Below are 19,351 nucleotides of genomic sequence, written 5' to 3'. Positions count from 1 at the left end.
GCCCCCATTCATCACCCATATTGATGATTAAAATCATCTCCGCGAACGGTTACGCGGATGGCTGAAATCGAAAGGGGAATATTATGTCTGCCATTTATAAAGATGCTCACCGCCCTTTAAATGAACGTGTTGCCGACCTGCTGTCGCGTATGACGCCGGAAGAAAAATTCGCGCAAATGCACGCCCAGTGGTTAATTTTGCAAAGCGATGGTCAACACCGCGAACGTATAGATTTGAGTGATGAATTTTCTGGAACAACCCAACAGAAGGCGCTGGCAGAGCGGCTTAAACTGGGCGTCGGGCAAATTACCAGGCCGTTAGGCACTCATATTGTTGATGCGAAAGAGGGCGTTCGCGCCGCCAACCGTTTGCAGAAAACCCTCGTAGAAGAGACTCGACTGGGTATTCCCGCACTGTTTCATGAGGAATGTTTGGTCGGCCTGCTGTGCAAAGATGCCACGTTGTTCCCTTCCTCGCTCAACTATGGTTCCACCTGGGACTTAGATCTCATTGAGCGTGCTGCCAACGCGATTGGTGACGAGGCGCGTTCCACGGGCTGCCATCAGGGTTTGGCTCCGGTGCTGGATGTTTCACGTGATGTACGTTGGGGAAGAACAGAGGAAACTTTTGGCGAAGATCCGTGGCTCGTGGGCATGATGGCGACCCATTACGTGAAAGGTTTGCAGGGGAAAAATCGCGACCTGTTAGCAACGTTAAAACATTTTGTCGGCCATTCGTTTAGTGAAGGCGCACGAAACCACGCGCCGGTTCACCTTGGTTTTTGCGAACTCAATGACACTTTCCTGCTGCCTTTTGAAATGGCGGTAAAACTCGCCGATGCGGGCTCAGTCATGCCTGCTTACCACGATATTGATAACCAGCCGGGCCATTCGGATGAATTCCTGATGACCACCGTTTTGCGTGAGCAGTGGGGCTTCGATGGGCTTATTGTGGCGGATTACGGCGGCGTGAGTTTATTGCATCAACACCACGGCGTTTCCCATGATGCGGCGGAATCTGCGGCGCTGGCGTTTAACGCCGGGCTGGATGTGGAGTTGCCGAAAGACGATTGCGCCCGTCATCTTGCCGAAGCGGTGGATCGCGGTCTGATTTCCATGAAAAAGATCGATGAAATTGTAGGCCGCGTACTGAAAGAAAAATTCCGTCTCGGCCTGTTTGAGCATCCCTATCGAGATGAAAACGGCGTGGTGCTGCAAACGGAATCGACAAAAAAAATCGCCCGCGAAGTGGCTACCCGCTCAATCACCCTGCTTGAAAATAATGGCGTTTTGCCGTTGCGTGGCACGCCGCGCGTGGCGGTGATTGGCCCAACGGCTGACGATCCGCTCGCGTTGTTAAGCGGCTACAGTTTTCCGGTGCATCTTATTATCAGCGATATGCTCGAACAAACCTCGCAGGTCACCACCCCGCTAGAAGCGCTGCGTGAACAATTGGGTCGCGATAATGTGTCGTACGCCAAAGGCTGCCACATTATCGAAAAACGCATGGCGGGGGCGCCGGTTTTCCCAGGCGATAGCGGTGGCAAACCGATGCAGGAATCGCCCGTCTCGAAAGACACATCCCTCATTCCTGAAGCGGTAAAAACGGCGTCGCAAAGCGATGTTGTGGTGCTGTGCGTAGGGGATTTATCCGGTTTATTCCAGAGCGGCACCGTAGGGGAAGGCTCCGATACGGATAGCCTGACGCTGCCGGGCGTGCAGCAGCAATTGCTTGATGAACTGATTGCGACCGGTAAACCGGTGGTGGTGGTGATGACGGGCGGGCGTCCCTACAATTTGGGCGGCCAGGAAGATAACGTTGCGGCGTTGCTGATGGCCTGGGCACCAGGGCAGGAAGGGGGATACGCGATTGCGGATGTGCTTACCGGACGCGCCGAACCTGGCGGGCGACTGGTCGTCTCCATTCCCAAAAGTGCCGGTGCGGTACCGTATTACTACAACCACAAACTGAAAAGCGGTGGCACACCGTTTGCCTTCCATTTTGGCTCACGTTACCCGTTTGGTTACGGTAAAACCTGGACCGAATTCAATTACGGCCCACTTGAGGTTGCCAGTGATACCGTTGCAAACGAAAACGGTGAAGTGGTAGTGAACATTACAGTCAGCAATAGCGGAACGGTGGCCGGGAGTGAAGTTGTGCAGCTTTACGTACACGATAAAGTCGCCTCAATGGTGCGCCCTGTTCAGGAATTAAAAGCGTTCCAACGGGTGCAACTCGACCCAGGCGCCAGCGCACGACTCACTTTTACCGTCCCAACAGATATGTTGAATTTCACCTCACGTCGCGGGGAACGCATTGTGGAACCCGGCGAATTTGAGATTCGCGTTGGAGCTTCCAGTGCGGACATTAGAGGTTCCGGATATGTGAAGGTGAGTGGCGACACGAGGGTAATCGATGGTAAATGGCGAATGGTGAGTCACTGCAAGATTGAACATCTTTGAGTAAATGACTGGGGTTTGTGAGTGTAGCCAACACCGCTGTAGCTTGAAGTATGACGGGGATAAAGGGATAAAAAAAAGCCCATCTTAGATGGGCAAAGACTACACACAGCAATTCGTTGTTTCACTCAGGGGATTTCCATGCTTATAAATCAATGCGTTGATTCATAGCCGTGAAGTAATAGTAGGCATCTGGTCCTGGAGCGTCTCTCGGATTCGTCTCAATAGTTAATAGAAAGTAAACGGTTAGGCTCATAATAACGCGTTGTGGTGGAATCAAAGGCTTGAACAGAAGAGATAGCGGTGTGAATTGATAAGAGATGTTAAATAGTTTTGCTCTGTTGCTCCCATTACTGAGAGCAACAGTTTTTTCGTTACTGATGTTCGTCGAGAATTTCTACGACTTCGTCGGGATCTTCTTGAGGCTGCGGGGCTTCATGCATCCAGACTGAAATCAAACGATAAGACACCGCGAGCAGAACCGGCCCAATAAACAAGCCAATCATGCCAAATGCGATTAACCCCCCGATAACACCGGAAAGAATCAGGATCATCGGCAAATCCGCCCCCATACGAATCAGCACCGGGCGAATCACGTTATCCATGGTGCCGACGACGCAACTCCACACCAACAGCACGGTGCCCCAGGTGTTGTCCCCGGACCAGTACAGCCAGACAATTGACGGCACTAAAACCAGCAATGGCCCGATTTGCACCAGGCAGCACAGCATCATCACCACGGTGAGCAGCGTTGCATTCGGTATACCTGCCACGGCAAGACCCACACCGCCCAGCACCGACTGAACCAGCGCGGTGACAACCACACCTAGCGCAACGGCGCGAATGGCCTGGCCTGCCAGTAGCACTGCCGCATCGCCGCGCGTGCCGGCCAGGCGGAATGCAAAGTGACGAATACCGTTGCCCAGCGTTTCACCTTTGGCATAGAGCAGCACGCTAAAGAGCAGCATTAGGGCGCAATGCATCAGGAAGCTGCCGACGTGCACCGCCTGGCCGAGGAACCAGGTTGTTGTGGTGCCGATATACGGACGCACCTTCGCCATAATCGCGCTGCCGCCGCTATCAACCAGCGTATTCCAGCCCGAATAAAGTTTGTCGCCAATTAGAGGCACGGCATGCAGCCACTCAAATTTCGGCAGCTCCATATTGCCTTTGGTTGCCCAGTCGATAACCGGGCCGCTGTTATCCACCAGACTATTCACTAACAGCGCGACGGGAATAACAAACAACATCAATAACAACAGCGTCATTACGATTACGGCAAGCGAACGTTTCCCCCACAATAAACGCTGCACTTTAAGCATGAGAGGCCATGTGGCAATGACAATCGTTCCTGCCCACGCAAAACCGAGAACAAATGGGCGAACTATCCACAAACAGGCGATGATCATCACCGAAATAAACAACACTGACAGCAGGATCTGCAGTAGATCCTTTGGCTGACTGACTTTAACCATAGATAAAATCACCTTAATAACAGATAACGGGCAAAGTGCCTGCGTTAAAGCCGCGAAGCGGATGTGTTAATGATGATGTATTTCCTTGATTTTTGACAGGTGCAAAACAGGCAGGAATGTCTGAATAAAATGTGTTAAAAAATAAATGGAAGCAAACGCAAACGATAACTCACAACTCTTTTACCCTTTAGCATTCGAGTTGCAGCCAACACCTCTGCAGCCTGAAGGATAATGGGTATACAACGTCAGGCAGGGTCGGAAAGTCAATGATCCCACAAATTTCTCAGGCACCAGGTCTTGTTCAATTGGTGCTCAATTTTTTGCAGGCACTGGAACAACAGGGTTTTACCGGCGATACCGCCACCAGCTACGCTGACAGGCTGACAATGGCCACCGACAATAGTATTTATCAACTGTTGCCGGATGCAGTGCTGTTCCCACGTTCCACAGCCGATGTCGCGCTACTTGCGCGGCTTGCCTCGGAAGAACGCTTTAAATCGCTGGTCTTTACCCCGCGCGGCGGCGGCACTGGCACCAACGGCCAGTCGCTCAATAAAGGCATTGTGGTCGACATGTCACGCTATATGAACCGCATCATCGAAATCAATCCCGAGCAGGGATGGGTGCGAGTGGAAGCGGGCGTGATTAAAGATCAGCTCAATCAATATCTGAAACCTTACGGTTATTTCTTCGCGCCTGAACTTTCCACCAGCAACCGCGCAACGCTCGGCGGCATGATTAACACCGATGCCTCCGGGCAAGGCTCGTTGGTTTACGGTAAAACGTCTGATCATGTGATGGGCGTGCGCGCGGTATTGCTTGGCGGGGATATTCTCGACACTCACCCAATGGCGACAATGCTCGCTGAAGATTTGGGGCGCGATGAAAGCCCAATCGGGAAAATTTATCACACTGTGCTTGAGCGCTGCCGCGAACAGCGCCCGCTGATTATCGACAAATTCCCAAAACTGAACCGCTTCCTGACCGGCTACGATCTGCGCCACGTCTTTAATGACGACCTCTCAAAATTTGACCTGACGCGCATTCTTTGTGGCTCAGAAGGCACGCTGGCGTTTATCACCGAGGCGAAGCTGGACATCACGCGCCTGCCGAAAGTGCGCCGCCTGGTGAACATCAAATATGACTCTTTCGACTCCGCGCTGCGTAACGCGCCATTTATGGTGGAAGCGCGGGCGCTTTCGGTTGAAACCGTTGATTCGAAAGTCCTGAACCTGGCGCGGGAAGACATCGTGTGGCATTCAGTGAGTGAATTAATCACCGATGTGCCCGGCAAAGAGATGCTTGGCCTGAACATCGTGGAATTTGCGGGTGACGATCTAGAGCTTATCGAAGGCCAGGTTGCTGACCTGTGTGAACGCCTGGATTCATTGATGGCTCAGGGAGAGGGAGGCGTTATCGGCTGGCAGGTTTGCAGCGAACTGGCAGGCATTGAACGCATCTATAATATGCGTAAAAAAGCGGTTGGCCTGTTGGGCAATGCAAAAGGGCAGGCGAAGCCGATTCCCTTCGCAGAAGATACCTGCGTACCCCCGCATCATCTGGCGGATTACATCACCGAATTCCGCGCTCTGCTTGATAGCCATAACCTGAGTTACGGCATGTTTGGTCACGTTGATGCGGGCGTATTGCACGTGCGCCCGGCGCTGGATATGACCGACCCTCATCAGGAAGTGCTGATGAAACGCATTTCTGACGATGTGGTTGCGCTCACCGCAAAATACGGCGGCCTGCTGTGGGGCGAGCACGGGAAAGGTTTCCGCGCCGAATACAGCCCGGCATTCTTTGGCGAAACGCTGTACGAAGAACTGCGCCGTATTAAAGCGGTATTTGACCCGGATAACCGTCTCAACCCAGGCAAAATTTGCCCGCCGCTCGGCGTTGACGACCCGATGATGCAGGTCGATGCGGTTAAGCGCGGCACGTTTGATCGCCAAATTCCGATTGCCGTGCGTACATCCTGGCGCGGGGCGATGGAGTGTAATGGCAACGGCTTGTGCTTTAACTTCGATGTGAAAAGCCCGATGTGCCCGTCGATGAAAATCACAAGCAACCGCATTCATTCTCCGAAAGGGCGCGCGACATTGACACGTGAATGGCTGCGTCTGCTGGCGGATCGTGGCGTTGACCCGGACGCGCTTGAAAAACAGCTCCCTGAAAAACGTGCCAGTTTACGCACGCTTATCGAACGTAGCCGTAATTCCTGGCATGCCCGCAAAGGCGAGTACGATTTCTCACATGAAGTGAAAGAGGCGATGTCCGGTTGCCTGGCGTGCAAAGCCTGTTCCACGCAATGCCCGATCAAAATCGACGTGCCGGAATTCCGCTCGCGCTTCTTACAGCTCTATCACACGCGTTATTTGCGCCCGATGCGCGACCATCTGGTGGCTACCGTCGAAAGTTACGCCCCGTTAATGGCTCGCGCGCCAAAAACCTTTAACTTCTTTATGAGCCAGCCGTGGGTGCGCAATCTTTCTGCCAGACATATCGGCATGATTGATCTGCCGATGCTTTCCACGCCGTCGTTACAGCAACAGTTGGTCGGGCATACTTCTGCGAACACCACGCTTGAGCAGCTTGAGCGTTACAGCCCAGAACAGCGGGCAAAAACGGTGCTGGTGGTGCAGGATCCGTTTACCAGTTACTACGATGCGCAAGTGGTGGCTGATTTTGTGAAACTGGTTGAAAAACTTGGGCTGGATCCGGTTGTATTGCCATTCTCACCGAACGGCAAAGCGCAGCACATCAAAGGCTTCCTGCAAAAGTTTGCCCGCACCGCGCGTAAAACTTCTGAGTTCCTGAACCGTATCGCGAAACTAGGCATGCCGATGGTGGGCGTCGACCCGGCGCTGGTGCTCTGTTATCGCGACGAGTACAAGCAAACGCTGGGTGAAGATCGCGGTGATTTCCACGTGCAACTGGTGCATGAATGGTTGCCTGCGGTACTGGAAAAACACGAACCGGCAACCGTTGGCGGCGAATCCTGGTATCTGTTCGGTCACTGTACGGAAGTGACCGCGCTGCCGACTGCACCGAACCAGTGGGCCGCAATTTTTGCACGCTTTGGCGCAAAACTGGAAAACGTCAGCGTCGGCTGTTGCGGCATGGCGGGAACCTACGGGCATGAAGTGAAAAACCATGCGAACTCGCTCGGGATATATGAGCTTTCATGGCATCAGGCAATGCAGCGCCTGCCACGTCAACGCTGCCTCGCAACCGGTTATTCCTGCCGCAGCCAGGTCAAACGCGTTGAAGGCAACGGTGTTCGCCATCCGCTACAGGCACTACTGGAGATTCTGGGATGATCTGGCGCCGTGAAGTGAGTCTTGAAGCGCTCAATAAAATGGGCGCTGACAATATGGTCGAGCATGTCGGGATTGTGTTTACCCGCATTAGCGACAATGAGCTCGAAGCCACCATGCCGGTGGATAATCGCACTCGTCAGCCGTTTGGCCTGTTGCACGGCGGAGCGTCCGTCGTGCTGGCGGAAACACTCGGTTCGGTAGCGGGCTATTTGTGTACCGAAGGCGAGCAGAAAATTGTCGGCCTTGAAGTCAACGCTAACCATCTACGTTCAGCCCGCGAAGGCATCGTGCGTGGCGTGTGTACCGCGGTGCACGTTGGCCGTCGCCATCAGGTGTGGCAAATAGAAATCAGCGACGAGCAGGGAAGGCTTTGTTGTACTTCACGGCTGACGACGGCGGTGGTTTAACCGTAAACGTCACAATTCAATAATTCATATCATCAATAGCTAATGAGTTGACGCATATCACTTGATATGCGTTCGCTTAACAGTATGATTTCCTTTGCTTCACCTATTCTTTCCTTCCGTTGCAGCGTATTTTCTTTGTTTTTCATCAAGGGAGTTGTGCTTTGAAATCAATACCTAATGCCGTTTCGGCGAATTTCAATTTTCTTGCCGAGCATGATCCTCTTTTTGTGCAAATAGCTTCTGCGGCAGAAAACATCTTTCCCAGCGATCCAAATACAACGTTAATCAAGCTACGTCAGTTGGGTGAAGCTCTAGCGCAACATATTGCTGCTCTGGCGGGGATTGAATTTGATGAGCAGCTTTCTCAGGCGGATCTGCTTTTCCGCCTGCAACGAGAATTAAAATTTGAGCCGATGGTAAAGGATTTATTCCATACGCTACGGGTTGAAGGTAATAAAGCCACACACCAGTTCAGAACAAAACATAAAGAAGCGCTGGAAGGTTTAAAAATTGCGCGCGCATTGGCTATCTGGTTCCACCAGTCTTTTGGTAAACAAGGCACAGCCTTTAAGCCTGGCCCCTTTAATCCTCCTGCCGATCCAAGTATGCAGCTCAGAGAGCTTCAGACCGAAATTGACAACTTAAAAAGTGAACTCAATACAGCTAATGTTCAGTTAGATTCCAGCCAACAACTTCAGGAACTGTTAGCAAAAGAGAAAGCAGATTATGAAGCGCTGGCTTATGAGATGGAAAATGAGTCTAAAACGCTGGCAACCGCATCTAAGCAGCAAGAAGAGCAACTGTTGCAGCTTCAGCAGGAATACGAAGCGAAGCTGAAGGTGCTTCAGGAGCAGCTAGCGGCCAAGGATGAGAAACAGGCGAACGAACAGAAACAGCAAGTTTCGAAGAAAACTCAGCTTGCCAGCAAATATATCTCCCTGAACGAAGAATTAACTCGTCTGCTCATTGATCAAAAACTTACGGAAGCAGGCTGGACCGCAGATAGTAAAGAGTCGACATGGGCAAAAGGTGCCCGCCCGGAAAAGAACGTTGATAAAGCGATTGCCGAATGGCCAACGGAATACAAAGGTAAAAAAGGGCGAGCGGATTACGTGTTATTCCGTGGCCTGACACCAATGGCGGTAGTTGAAGCCAAAAAAGAAAACGAAGATGTTGCGGGGAAAATACCCCAGGCAGAGCGCTACAGCAAAGGTTTTAAATTGGCCGCACCGATTATAGGGGCATGGGAGCTGGCGGGTCGAAGTGTGGCCTGGGCAGATGAATCAGACGGCCATTATCACGTACCGTTTGTTTATTCCTGTAACGGAAGGGCGTATGTACCACAACTCGCTGAACAATCCGGCACTTGGTTTCGCGATGTCCGTGAGCACAACAATATCCGCCGGGCACTCCAGCAGTTTCATACGCCAGACGGTCTGTTAGACAAATTAAAACGCAGCAAAGAAAAAGCTGAACAAAAACTCCAGCAAGAAGCTTTCGGCTATTTGCATCTGCGTGATTACCAGGAAAAAGCCATTATTGCGGTGGAGAATACGCTCTCTCGTAACATTCGTACCGCGCTTCTGGCAATGGCAACGGGAACAGGGAAAACGCGAACAATCATTGGCTTGATCTATCGCTTCCTTAAAACTGAACGTTTCCAGCGTATTCTTTTCCTTGTTGACCGTACATCACTTGGCAACCAGGCGACTGACGCATTTAAAGAAGCGCCGCTGGAGCAAACCCTCACGCTTGCGCAAAGCTACAACATTGCGGAAATGGGGGATATGGCTCCGGAAGTAGAAACCCGAGTTCAGGTTGCTACGGTACAAGCCATGGTTAGCCGCATTTTCGCTTCGGATAACCCTCCGCCCGTTGATCAGTACGACTGCATAATTATTGATGAAGCGCACCGGGGTTATACGCTTGACCAGGAAATGACAGAGGGCGAATTAGCCACCCGTGATGCCAGCCAATATCTTTCCAGCTACCGCCGTGTGCTGGACTATTTTGATGCGGTAAAAATCGGCCTGACGGCGACCCCAGCTAAACACACCAGTGAAATTTTTGGTAAGCCGGTTTATGTCTATTCCTACCGCGAAGCCGTTGCGGACGACTGGCTTATCGACCATGAGCCGCCTATTCGTTATCAAACTTTGTTGACGCAAAACGGCATTCATTTTGATAAAGGCAGCGAAGTACACGCCATTAACGTTCACACCGGCGAAGTTGAAGTTGATGAACTTGAAGATGAACTGGATTTTGAAGTTGATGCTTTTAACCGCAAGGTCATCAGTGAAAACTTCAACCGCGTCATTTGCCAGCAGTTGGTTAAAGAACTTGACCCGTTTGGTGAGGAAAAGACGCTGATTTTCTGTGCTACCGACAAGCATGCCGACATGGTAAAACGCCTGTTGGACGAAGAATTCCAGCAAGCATATGACAACTACAACCAGGCCGCAGTCGAAAAAATCACCGGTAAAAGCGATAAAGTCGACACGCTAATCAAGCTCTACAAAAACGAACGCTACCCTAATATCGCCATTACGGTTGACCTGCTCAGCACTGGTATAGACGTACCCACCATCTGCAACCTGGTGTTTATGCGCCGCGTGAAATCACGCATTTTATACGAACAGATGATTGGCCGCGCTACACGCCGCTGCGATGACATCGGTAAAACGGTCTTCCGCATTTACGATCCGGTTGATATCTACGAGGCGTTGAGTGACGTCAACACCATGCAGCCTCTGGTTAAAGATCCCAACATCACCCTTGATCAACTGGTCGGGGAACTTTCAGACCCAGAACTGTTGGCAAAAGCACTCGTTAGCCCTGGTGAAAATGGCGATGACAGCCAGGCCGACGTAGTGCTGAGTGAACTCAGCCAGAAGCTCATGCGCGTGTTGCGTAAAGCGCAGAAGAAAGCAGAAACCAATCCAGAGCTGCAAGAAAAGCTGGAAGAGTTACACGAATTATGGGGCGTTGAACCGAAGAACCTGCACCAACATCTGCATACCATTGGTCCACGCCAGGCCTCTGAATTTTTGCGTAAACACAGCGGCTTGCTGGCACAACTGGAAGACGTTAAACACATTGCGGGGAGCCTGTATCGCCCGGTTATCTCCAACCATTACGATGAGTTGCAAGAACGCAGCCAAAGTTATGGCGTGCATAGCCGCCCGGAAGATTACCTGGACAGCTTTAACGAATTTATTCACCAGCAGGTAAACCAGTCAATTGCCTTATCGGTCGTGGTGAATAAACCGCGTGACCTGACACGTGAGCAACTTAAAGAAATTCGTTTGCTACTGGATGAAGCGGGCTACTCCGAAGCGAAACTGCAAACTGCCGTACGCAACCAGACTAATCAGGATATCGCCGCCAGCATTATTGGCCATATCCGCCGTGCTGCGCTGGGGGAACCGCTGGTGCCGTTTGAACAACGCGTTTCCCTGGCGATGAATGAAATTTACGCCAGCCACGCGTGGACAAAGCCACAGCGTAAATGGTTAGACCGGCTGGCAAAACAACTGGTGCACGAAGTGATTATTGACAAGCAGTTCGTCAACCAGTGCTTTGCCGACGATGGCGGCGCGAAGCAATTGAACAAAATTCTGGAAGACCAGCTTGATAGCGTACTCGATGATCTAAACGAGGCAATCTGGCCACAAAAAAGCGCCTGATTCTGCTAAACTCCCGCCCCAAGATTTCCATTCATATTTAGCCTTCTGCGTTTGCAGAAGGCTAATTCAGGACGAAAAATGAGCAACAATAACGATATCGTACAAAAGCTTTGGAACCTGTGTGATGTGCTGCGCGACGACGGCATCAACTACAGCGATTATGTCGGCGAACTGGTCATGCTGCTGTTTATCAAAATGGTGCATGAAAATACCGAAGCGGAAACGCTGGATAAACACACGCTGCCGGAAGGCTGCCGTTGGACCGATCTGAATGGCAAATCGGGCGTAGCATTACTGAACGATTACAAAAAAATTCTGTTTGCCCTCTCAACCGGCAAAGACGCCGAAGATAATCGGGTCCATGCCGACCCGCTCATCAGTGCCATTTACGCCGATGCACAAACCCGCCTGCGTGAGCCGCGCCACCTGGAACAAATGATCCGCACCCTTGACCAGATTGACTGGTTTAGCGCCCAGAAAGACGGGCTGGGTGATTTGTACGAAGGCCTGCTGGAGAAGAACGCCGGGGAAACGAAATCCGGTGCGGGCCAGTACTTTACCCCACGTGCGTTAATCAACAGCATGGTGCGCTGCATTAAGCCACAGCCTGGCGAAGTGATTCAGGATCCGGCTGCCGGGACGGCGGGTTTCCTGATTGCTGCCGATCAGTACATCAAAGAACAAACCGACGATCTTTATGATTTGTCGGCCAAAGACAAAGCCTTCCAGAAAAATAAAGCTTATGTCGGTGTGGAACTGGTGCCATCTACCCGCCGCCTTGCGCTGATGAACTGTTTACTGCACGGCATGGAAGGGGACGACGAAGGCGTGGTGCACCAGGGCAACGCGTTGGGAATGGCGGGCACCAGCTTACCGCGCGCGGATATCATCCTCGCGAACCCACCGTTCGGTACGTCAAAAGGCGGGGAAGCGAGCATCACGCGCGACGACCTGACGTATTCCACCAGCAACAAACAACTGGCTTTCCTACAGCACATTTACCGCAACCTGAAACCGGGTGGCCGCGCCGCCGTCGTGCTGCCGGATAACGTGCTGTTTGAAGCGGGCGTTGGCACCAGCGTGCGCCGCGACTTGATGAACAAATGCAACCTGCACACCATCCTGCGTTTGCCAACCGGCATTTTTTACGCCCAGGGCGTGAAAACCAACGTGCTCTTCTTCACCAAAGGCAGCGCCACCGACAAATTACAGAGCGAAAACTGCACCGAAAACGTCTGGGTTTACGACCTGCGTACCAATATGCCGAGCTTTGGTAAACGCACACCGTTTACCGAAAAACATCTGCAACCGTTTGAAAGCGTCTATGAGAAAAGCCCGCGCGAAGAAGGCGAATGGAGCTTTAACGCCGCAGAGATTGAAGCGCCAGACAGCGAAGAAAACAAAGACGTTACCGACAAACTTGCCACCAGCCGCTGGCGCAAGTTTACTCGCGACTGGATCCGCGATACTAAAGGCGATTCACTGGATATCTCCTGGCTGAAAGATGACAGCAGCGTAGATGCCGCCAACCTGCCAGAACCGGGCGTTTTAGCCGCAGAAGCGATGAGCGAGCTGGTGCAGGCAATCGGTGAGCTGGACGCGCTAATGCGCGAGCTGGGCGCAGGCGACGAAGCCGATGCGCAGAAAGTGCTGTTGGATGAGCTGTTGGGGGAAGGGAAGTGATGGCTGAGGCATTTGGGAATTTGCCTGATGGGTGGGTGGCTACGGATTTAGGCGAATATTTGTATTTGAAAAACGGGTTCGCTTTTAAAAGCAATGATTATGTGCTGCCCAGTGACACTACCTATCCGGTGATAAGAATATCAGATCTGGATGGTAGTGTTGCAACATCGGAAAAAGCTGTCCATGTCCAAAATGCACCAGTTGGGTTCGAAATTATAAAGGGTGATTTGTTGATTGCAATGTCAGGTGCAACGACAGGAAAACTTGGTCTATTTATAGACAAAATCCCTGCACTTCAAAATCAACGTGTCGGTAAGCTGATGTTCTGCGCTGAAAAATATGGAAACATTACATACAGAAATTATTTATTATCATATTTATCAAGTGATATATTAAAAATTGCTTATGGTGGGGCGCAGCCAAATATATCTGGTAAAGCAATTGAGTCGCTGGTTATCCCTTTCGCTCCTTACGAGGAGCAGAAAGTTATTACGGCTAAGCTCGATGTTATTATAGCCCTAGTCGACAGTATCAAAACCCGTCTCGATCAAATCCCGCAAAGCCTAAAACGTTTCCGTCAGGCGGTGCTGAGTGCTGCGGTGAGTGGCAGATTAACTGCTGACTGGAGGGGTAGTCATACTTATCATAGTGTGAATCTCAATCTTTCAAAATATAATATTTCGACGAGTTTCTCTACTAATTGGAAAGTTAAAGTCTTGAGTGATTCATGTAGTATTATATCAGGGAATGCATTTAAAAGTACGGAGTTTAACGACTCTGATGGCGTGCCAGTAATAAAAATATCGAATGTACAATATGGGGATTTTGAAATAAAAAATCAACAGTTCCTTCCGTTGCCATATCTCACGCAATTTGAACGATATCAAATAAAACCTGGTGATGTCTTAATGGCTCTGACGCGACCAATAACTAATGATACATTAAAAGTATGTAGATACCCTGAGGGACAACCCGTGGGGGTTTTAAATCAACGAGTGTGTAAATTTAGTTTCTCCAATTCTACTGAGAAATATTTTTTTGAAGTACTATTCCAGTCTGATTATTTCAAAGTTCAAGTTTCAGATAAGTTGTCAGAAACGCTCCAGCCAAATTTATCTCCTAAAGATCTAAAAAATCTAATTGTGGTATTACCAGGTGAATTTGAGCAGAAAGAAATTCTTAGACGAGTCGAAAAACTGTTTGCCTGGGCCGACAATATCGAAAAGCAGGTGGCTGAAGCACAAAAGCGCGTCAATAACCTTACTCAGTCGATTCTGGCTAAAGCGTTTCGCGGTGAATTGACCGAACAGTGGCGCAAAGACAATCCGGATTTAATCAGCGGGGAAAACAGCGCCGCTGCTTTACTGGAAAGAATCAAAGCGGAACGTGCGGCGCAAACGAAGAAACCTAAGAAGAAGGTGTGACTTTGGCTGAAAGCTCTCTGCCTGGCAGAGAGCTTTGCTCGAGTGACTGCTACGCCATTTGAACCTGAGTCCGCAAGAATCGCGGCGTTTTCAAATCATCTACCAGAGTATTGACCAGCCTCATCAACAGCCCGCTGATTAGCTGTGACGTTTGTCGTGATAACGCATGGCAGATAAGCACGTGCGTTAGCGCCTGGCTGTAATCACATAAATCATCGGAATCCGCAAACACCTGGGAAGCGGGGAATTCTGATGGATGATTGACAGATAATTGCTCGATAAGTGCGGTAGACAATGGTTTATCAAGATTCTCTTTTAACGCATCCAGATGGGCATAAAGATGTTGGCAAAGCACTTTGCATTCGGCTGGGGTTTCGCTATCAATCAGTATATCGGCTAATAATTCGCAGCGTTCGGCGAGATCGATAATGTCGAGATTTTTGGTGCTGATTACTACTGGATTCGAAAATAAAGATTTCATACGGATGTTCTCTGCTAAGCGTTTTAAAACCACCGCAGGAAACGCCAAGTTCGCTGGTGGTGGGCTGGATAGGGTTGGCGTACCGACCTTAGCAGACATCGGCGCATCTCATGATGCCCCCATCCAGCTCACCATTACTACTTGCAACGCGAGTATAACCCGATCGCTATGAAGTAATGGAGCTAAACATGCATAAGAATTAAATGCATGTGTCTCTACTAAGATTCAGGACGCCAATCCTGGCACCTGATTTTGCAGGTGCGTATAAAATATATTGCTAACCCATTACCAAAAAAGAGTAGCTTTCTTCACTTTGAAAGCCGCTCGCAAAATACTTTCAATTATTGCAATTACTGAAAAATAGCCGTCTGGAACTAATCAATGTGCGCCGAATAATAATCATGAAGAATGATTGGTAAATACATTAAAGCGCCAGCAGCACATTAATCACCGCCGGATTATGCTCCAGCATCAGTAATATTTTGAGTGATGGCCCGGAAGGAATTCGACGCTTTTGTTCCCAGCTTTGTACCAGAGAGGGGCTCACGCCAACCGCCTGGGCGAACTCTTCTTGTTTTAAACCGCTGGTTTCACGTAAAGCTTTTACATTGGGAATTGCGTGGCGATGGACTCGTGCTGGCTGCATTTCGCCTTTTTCAATAGCCACCATCTCTTCCATGCTTTGCACAAGTTCTTCGAAAAGTTGCTTATCCATCATGTTGTCCTTAAATCTTCGTGATGAAGAATTGATAATGCCTGATCCAGATGTTCCGTTAACCGCTTGAATACGGCTTTTTCCGCTTCCGTCATATCGTCCTTGACGTTTTTTGCGTAAATCGTCAGCAGATAAAGCCGGCCTTTGGAAGTCACTGCGTAATAGATAACCCGCACGCCGCCACGTTTTCCTGTACCGGGGCGATTCCATCTGAGTTTCTTGCAGCCCCCGGTGTTCCTTATTGTGTCGCCGACCACATGTTGCCTGATCAAATACTCCTGAAGCTGTTGGAAGGTGTCATCATCCAGCAAACCTTCGCGCTGCCTGACAAATGTTGGCGTTTCGACAAACTCAAAATATTCCATCATGCGCGTTGTCCTTGCGGTCTATTTTTAATCGTACTGTGTGCGAGTGTCAATCGTTTTTTTTCGTACACAGTACGAAGTTTGGTGTTGATTTGGATACCGTATCAATTTGCACGGGTGACTTTAAATTTATCGGCACTGTAAAAAAATGTGCTTAAAAGGTTTGTGGAAAGCGCCTCGCAAATAATTCATTTTCATCTTTATATGCATCATGGCGGGTGAGACGAACGAAGGCATTTCTGCTAACGTTTGGAAAACAAGCGTGAATCTGGCTGGGTAAATCCTGGCGGTGAAAGATAAGAATAGGGACTCAATGTTCAAAAAGGTACTCATCTGGCTGACCCTTACCGTGCTGTCTGGCGGCGGTGTGGTTTTCTACGCGTTGAATCAGCAGTATGAGGAACAAAGCGCGGAGTTTCGGATTCTGTATCGTGATATCACGGTTAAGCTTTCGCAAAACGATGTCATTCTCGCGCTGCTTTCTAACAGCAGCGACCCGGCGGTTGTGCAGCAAAAGTTCCCCTATATTTTACGTTGGCAAACTAAGCCTCATGAACCGCCGCGCCCGGACATTAATCCCGCACGAGCCGGAACGTACTGGATAAATTCACCGCAAGGTTCTTTACTCATTGATTTACCTACCTTGTTGGCTGATTTCGTCCGTACGCAGAAATTTCGCCACTTTAGTTTAAGCTGGCGAGGTACACCGCTTCTGACTCAGGGCGCTGAAGGGAAAGGGGATTGGTGGCGCTGGGAGAAAGAGGTGGCAAGTCCTTCTCAACCACTCAATCTTGCGGTAACCAATAATCCTGACTGGCGAGGCTTGCCCTGGTTAATGCTGGTCCTGGTGGGCGGCTTCTGGGCGGCGGCAATCTACTTTTATACTCAATATCAGATGACCAAACGCCAGCGCAATATCGCCGATTTACGCGCTCACTTTTCAGAGCTGGCGCGCCTGAATGCGATGGGTGAGATAGCGGCGGGGATGGTGCATGAGCTAAATCAGCCGCTCACCGCTATTCTCAGTTATTCACAAACGGCACAACGGCTTATTGCCCATCAGCAGGCCGAAAAAGCACAACCGTTGCTTGATGCTTCAGTTATGCAAACAAAACGAATCAGCGCGCTGTTGCTGGCGTTCCGGGAAAAATTGAATAGCGAGGAGCAGCCCTTACAGCCAGTTAACCTGCGGGAGGTTTGGGACCGTGTGGTGATACTTTTAGGAAATGAAATTGAGCGCGGTAAAGTCACAGTGATTAATCACACTCCTGAAACACTGCCACCGCTGATAGCCTCTCCGTTGGGGATTGAGCAGATATTCCATAACCTGCTCAATAATGCGATTCAGGCGCAGCAGCAAATAGCGCAGGGGAAAGCCTGGGTCGAGATCAATGCTAGCGAAACCGCAAACAGTATCATTTTGACGGTAACGGATGGCGGCCCAGGGCTGAGCGAACAGGCGCTGGAGCAAGTTTTTATGCCTTTCTTCACGACCCGCAAAGAGGGGCTTGGGCTTGGAATGGCGCTGACCGAAACCTTAGTTCAGCGGCTTAATGGCAGCATTCAGGCTGAAAACAGTGCCGCCGGAGGCGCATGTTTTACGGTGATTTTCCCACTTACTCAAAAGGGGGCGTAATGGGGCAACGTATCTATCTTATTGACGATGACGAAGCAATACGCTTTTCGTTAAGTGCGCTGCTGGCAACGATGGGCTGGGAGACGCAAACCTACGATAGCGTGCAACGCTTTCAGGAATCTGAACCTGATTTGCAAAGCCTGAACGGCTGCTTGCTGCTGGATATTCGGATGCCGGGAAAATCGGGCATTACGCTGCTGGAAAACTGGCAGCAAATGGGCAGTACCTTGCCGGTTATCATGATGACGGGACACGGTAGTATCGATCTTTGCCGTCGGGCATTTAAGAACGGAGCCTTTGAGTTTCTGACCAAACCCATCGACGCCGATTTGCTGCTTGAAACGGTGGGTGCCGCCCTGGAACAGCAAAAAGAGAGCCAGCAACAACGGGAAAGCCAGGCTGATTTACAGGCGAAACTGGCAACACTTTCAGCCCGCGAACAGGAAGTCATGGCGCTGATTATTCAGGGAAAATCCAACAAAGAGATGGCGCGAGATCTTTCGTTGTCGCCACGAACTGTCGAAGCGCATCGCGCCAGTTTATTTGCCAGGCTGGAAATTAACTCGCTAGCTAAGCTGATTAAAATCTATGGCGGTCTTAAAGGGACTACGTAAAATTACCTGGTTTACCAGGTATTCGCCCGAATAGTTTCGTCTTCAATAGTTGATTACCGTAACTCCTGTAAATTAAACACTCCGAGTTGAGGGAAGAAACCATGAAAAAATCCATCTTGTTAGCGGCAGCCTTATTCAGTAGCGCCGTAGCAATGCCCGCTTTTGCCAGCAGCGTGTTGACTGAAAAAAATCTCTCACTGGAGTTTGCCGATAAGCTCGCTCAAAGCGCCATTCAGGCTTGTAGCGCCAAAAACTACAATGTTGCGGTAACCGTTGTGGACCGTGCAGGCGTTGTGAAAATAGTAAAACGCATGGATAACGCAGGCCCTCATACCGTTGAAGCCAGCCGTATGAAAGCGTATACCGCTCTGACCACCAGAAATGCCACTGGCGACGTTATGAAGAGTGCGCAGGATAACGCCGGTGCGCAGAATATGCGTGACATTCCAGGCTTCCTGCTATTAGGGGGTGGGGTACCGGTTAAAGTCGATAATCAGACTATCGGCGCAATTGGTATTGGCGGTGCGCCGGGCGGTCATTTGGATCAGCAATGTGCGGTTGATGCTCTTGAGGCGAATAAAGCAGTCCTCAACGCATCCTGATAAAGATTTTCGTCACGTTGCAGGCATATTTTCACCTGCAACGTGACGGCTAAAAGCAACAGTGAAAATATTCCCCTTTGCCCATGTTAAAATTTTTTGTCAAAATAAAATATTGAGCGTCAAATACTCTGAGTATTACACGGACGTTTTTTATACATTGATGGGAAATTAGGGAATTAAAATGAAGTCTATTTTCGCGCTTATGTTGAGCCTGATATTATCCGGGTGTACAGCGAGTGACTGGGTGGAGGCCGCTGGTGGAATCATGCAGGCGACTGATAAAAACCAAAAAGACGCCAGAGATAATCGTATAAAAGCGGCTAACAAAGCTGCAGGGTATTAAGGCTTACCAACTGCAATGGTGAATTAAATATCCTTCATTTGTATATGGTTATTGGCGAAATTAAATTCAATGAACTGTGGGCATGCCTTACCAGATATTTTCATGCCTCAGATATTTACACCTAAACTTACTCAGCCA

At 50.0% G+C, this 19,351-nt stretch carries 14 protein-coding genes and 1 other RNA gene; 10 read left to right on the top strand and 5 right to left on the bottom strand.

The features are described 5' to 3' along the window. Positions 1–83 precede the first annotated feature (83 nt). Positions 84–2,462, top strand: coding sequence for a glycoside hydrolase family 3 N-terminal domain-containing protein (locus tag AB1E22_RS00725; protein WP_367593615.1), 2,379 nt, complete (start codon positions 84–86; stop codon positions 2,460–2,462). 67 nt (positions 2,463–2,529) lie between these two features. Here the strand turns inward: AB1E22_RS00725 and rprA are convergent. Next, an RNA gene (gene rprA / locus AB1E22_RS00720) (antisense sRNA RprA) lies at positions 2,530–2,634 on the bottom strand. A 199-nt stretch (positions 2,635–2,833) separates the two neighbouring features. Further along, positions 2,834–3,934, bottom strand: coding sequence for an AI-2E family transporter YdiK (ydiK, locus tag AB1E22_RS00715; RefSeq protein ID WP_367593614.1), 1,101 nt, complete (start codon positions 3,932–3,934; stop codon positions 2,834–2,836). A 266-nt stretch (positions 3,935–4,200) separates the two neighbouring features. On the opposite strand from ydiK, the gene ydiJ reads away from it, so the two are divergent. The 5 genes from ydiJ to AB1E22_RS00690 all read left to right on the top strand — a co-directional run bounded on the left by ydiJ (position 4,201) and on the right by AB1E22_RS00690 (position 14,457). Continuing rightward, a complete protein-coding gene (gene ydiJ, locus AB1E22_RS00710) occupies positions 4,201–7,257 on the top strand; it encodes a D-2-hydroxyglutarate dehydrogenase YdiJ (protein WP_367593613.1) in 3,057 nt (1,018 codons plus the stop codon). After that, positions 7,254–7,664, top strand: coding sequence for a 1,4-dihydroxy-2-naphthoyl-CoA hydrolase (gene menI / locus AB1E22_RS00705; protein ID WP_367593612.1), 411 nt, complete (start codon positions 7,254–7,256; stop codon positions 7,662–7,664). Before ydiJ ends, menI begins: the two co-directional genes overlap by 4 nt. Positions 7,665–7,825: 161 nt before the next feature. Beyond that, on the top strand, positions 7,826–11,350 hold the full coding sequence (gene hsdR, locus AB1E22_RS00700) for a type I restriction-modification system endonuclease (RefSeq protein WP_367593611.1): 3,525 nt from the start codon (positions 7,826–7,828) through the stop codon (positions 11,348–11,350). A gap of 78 nt (positions 11,351–11,428) precedes the next feature. Beyond that, entirely contained in the window at positions 11,429–13,033 is a 1,605-nt protein-coding gene (locus AB1E22_RS00695; RefSeq protein ID WP_367593610.1) for an N-6 DNA methylase, read from the top strand. After that, positions 13,033–14,457, top strand: coding sequence for a restriction endonuclease subunit S (locus tag AB1E22_RS00690; RefSeq protein ID WP_367593609.1), 1,425 nt, complete (start codon positions 13,033–13,035; stop codon positions 14,455–14,457). The genes AB1E22_RS00695 and AB1E22_RS00690 overlap by 1 nt, the downstream gene beginning before the upstream one ends. 49 nt (positions 14,458–14,506) lie before the next feature. Here the strand turns inward: AB1E22_RS00690 and AB1E22_RS00685 are convergent, their stop codons facing one another. The 3 genes from AB1E22_RS00685 to AB1E22_RS00675 all read right to left on the bottom strand — a co-directional run bounded on the left by AB1E22_RS00685 (position 14,507) and on the right by AB1E22_RS00675 (position 16,018). Further along, complete coding sequence (locus tag AB1E22_RS00685; protein ID WP_367593608.1) at positions 14,507–14,938, bottom strand: hypothetical protein; 432 nt, start codon at positions 14,936–14,938, stop codon at positions 14,507–14,509. A gap of 424 nt (positions 14,939–15,362) precedes the next feature. Further along, on the bottom strand, positions 15,363–15,653 hold the full coding sequence (nadS, locus tag AB1E22_RS00680; RefSeq protein ID WP_367593607.1) for a NadS family protein: 291 nt from the start codon (positions 15,651–15,653) through the stop codon (positions 15,363–15,365). Continuing rightward, positions 15,653–16,018 carry a type II toxin-antitoxin system RelE/ParE family toxin gene (locus tag AB1E22_RS00675; protein ID WP_367597291.1) on the bottom strand — a complete coding sequence of 122 codons (366 nt, stop codon included), beginning with the start codon at positions 16,016–16,018 and terminating at the stop codon, positions 15,653–15,655. The genes nadS and AB1E22_RS00675 overlap by 1 nt, the downstream gene beginning before the upstream one ends. A 313-nt stretch (positions 16,019–16,331) precedes the next feature. Between AB1E22_RS00675 and AB1E22_RS00670 the strand changes: the two genes are divergently transcribed. From AB1E22_RS00670 to AB1E22_RS00655, 4 genes are all read left to right on the top strand, one after another. Further along, positions 16,332–17,654 (top strand): sensor histidine kinase, encoded by a 1,323-nt coding sequence (locus AB1E22_RS00670; RefSeq protein ID WP_367593606.1) that lies wholly within the window; start codon positions 16,332–16,334, stop codon positions 17,652–17,654. Further along, positions 17,654–18,268, top strand: a complete 615-nt coding sequence (locus AB1E22_RS00665; RefSeq protein WP_367593605.1) for a response regulator transcription factor — start codon at positions 17,654–17,656, stop codon at positions 18,266–18,268. Before AB1E22_RS00670 ends, AB1E22_RS00665 begins: the two co-directional genes overlap by 1 nt. A 101-nt stretch (positions 18,269–18,369) precedes the next feature. Further along, positions 18,370–18,870, top strand: coding sequence for a GlcG/HbpS family heme-binding protein (locus AB1E22_RS00660; RefSeq protein ID WP_367593604.1), 501 nt, complete (start codon positions 18,370–18,372; stop codon positions 18,868–18,870). Between the two features lie 181 nt (positions 18,871–19,051). Then, on the top strand, positions 19,052–19,213 hold the full coding sequence (locus AB1E22_RS00655) for a hypothetical protein (RefSeq protein ID WP_367593603.1): 162 nt from the start codon (positions 19,052–19,054) through the stop codon (positions 19,211–19,213). Positions 19,214–19,351: the final 138 nt, after the last annotated feature.

Source organism: Buttiauxella gaviniae, from assembly GCF_040786275.1.
GTDB classification, from domain to species: domain Bacteria; phylum Pseudomonadota; class Gammaproteobacteria; order Enterobacterales; family Enterobacteriaceae; genus Buttiauxella; species Buttiauxella gaviniae_A.
Note: the sequence above shows the minus strand (reverse complement) of the source record. Positions and strands in the feature narration are given on the sequence as shown.

Excerpts from the sequence above, each read along its gene's own strand:
- AB1E22_RS00725 (WP_367593615.1), top strand. The coding sequence starts at position 84 with ATGTCTGCCATTTATAAAGATGCTCACCGCCCTTTAAATGAACGTGTT.
- ydiK (WP_367593614.1), bottom strand. The coding sequence starts at position 3,934 with ATGGTTAAAGTCAGTCAGCCAAAGGATCTACTGCAGATCCTGCTGTCA.
- ydiJ (WP_367593613.1), top strand. The coding sequence starts at position 4,201 with ATGATCCCACAAATTTCTCAGGCACCAGGTCTTGTTCAATTGGTGCTC.
- menI (WP_367593612.1), top strand. The coding sequence starts at position 7,254 with ATGATCTGGCGCCGTGAAGTGAGTCTTGAAGCGCTCAATAAAATGGGC.
- AB1E22_RS00695 (WP_367593610.1), top strand. The coding sequence starts at position 11,429 with ATGAGCAACAATAACGATATCGTACAAAAGCTTTGGAACCTGTGTGAT.
- AB1E22_RS00690 (WP_367593609.1), top strand. The coding sequence starts at position 13,033 with ATGGCTGAGGCATTTGGGAATTTGCCTGATGGGTGGGTGGCTACGGAT.
- AB1E22_RS00685 (WP_367593608.1), bottom strand. The coding sequence starts at position 14,938 with ATGAAATCTTTATTTTCGAATCCAGTAGTAATCAGCACCAAAAATCTC.
- nadS (WP_367593607.1), bottom strand. The coding sequence starts at position 15,653 with ATGGATAAGCAACTTTTCGAAGAACTTGTGCAAAGCATGGAAGAGATG.
- AB1E22_RS00675 (WP_367597291.1), bottom strand. The coding sequence starts at position 16,018 with ATGGAATATTTTGAGTTTGTCGAAACGCCAACATTTGTCAGGCAGCGC.
- AB1E22_RS00670 (WP_367593606.1), top strand. The coding sequence starts at position 16,332 with ATGTTCAAAAAGGTACTCATCTGGCTGACCCTTACCGTGCTGTCTGGC.
- AB1E22_RS00665 (WP_367593605.1), top strand. The coding sequence starts at position 17,654 with ATGGGGCAACGTATCTATCTTATTGACGATGACGAAGCAATACGCTTT.
- AB1E22_RS00660 (WP_367593604.1), top strand. The coding sequence starts at position 18,370 with ATGAAAAAATCCATCTTGTTAGCGGCAGCCTTATTCAGTAGCGCCGTA.
- AB1E22_RS00655 (WP_367593603.1), top strand. The coding sequence starts at position 19,052 with ATGAAGTCTATTTTCGCGCTTATGTTGAGCCTGATATTATCCGGGTGT.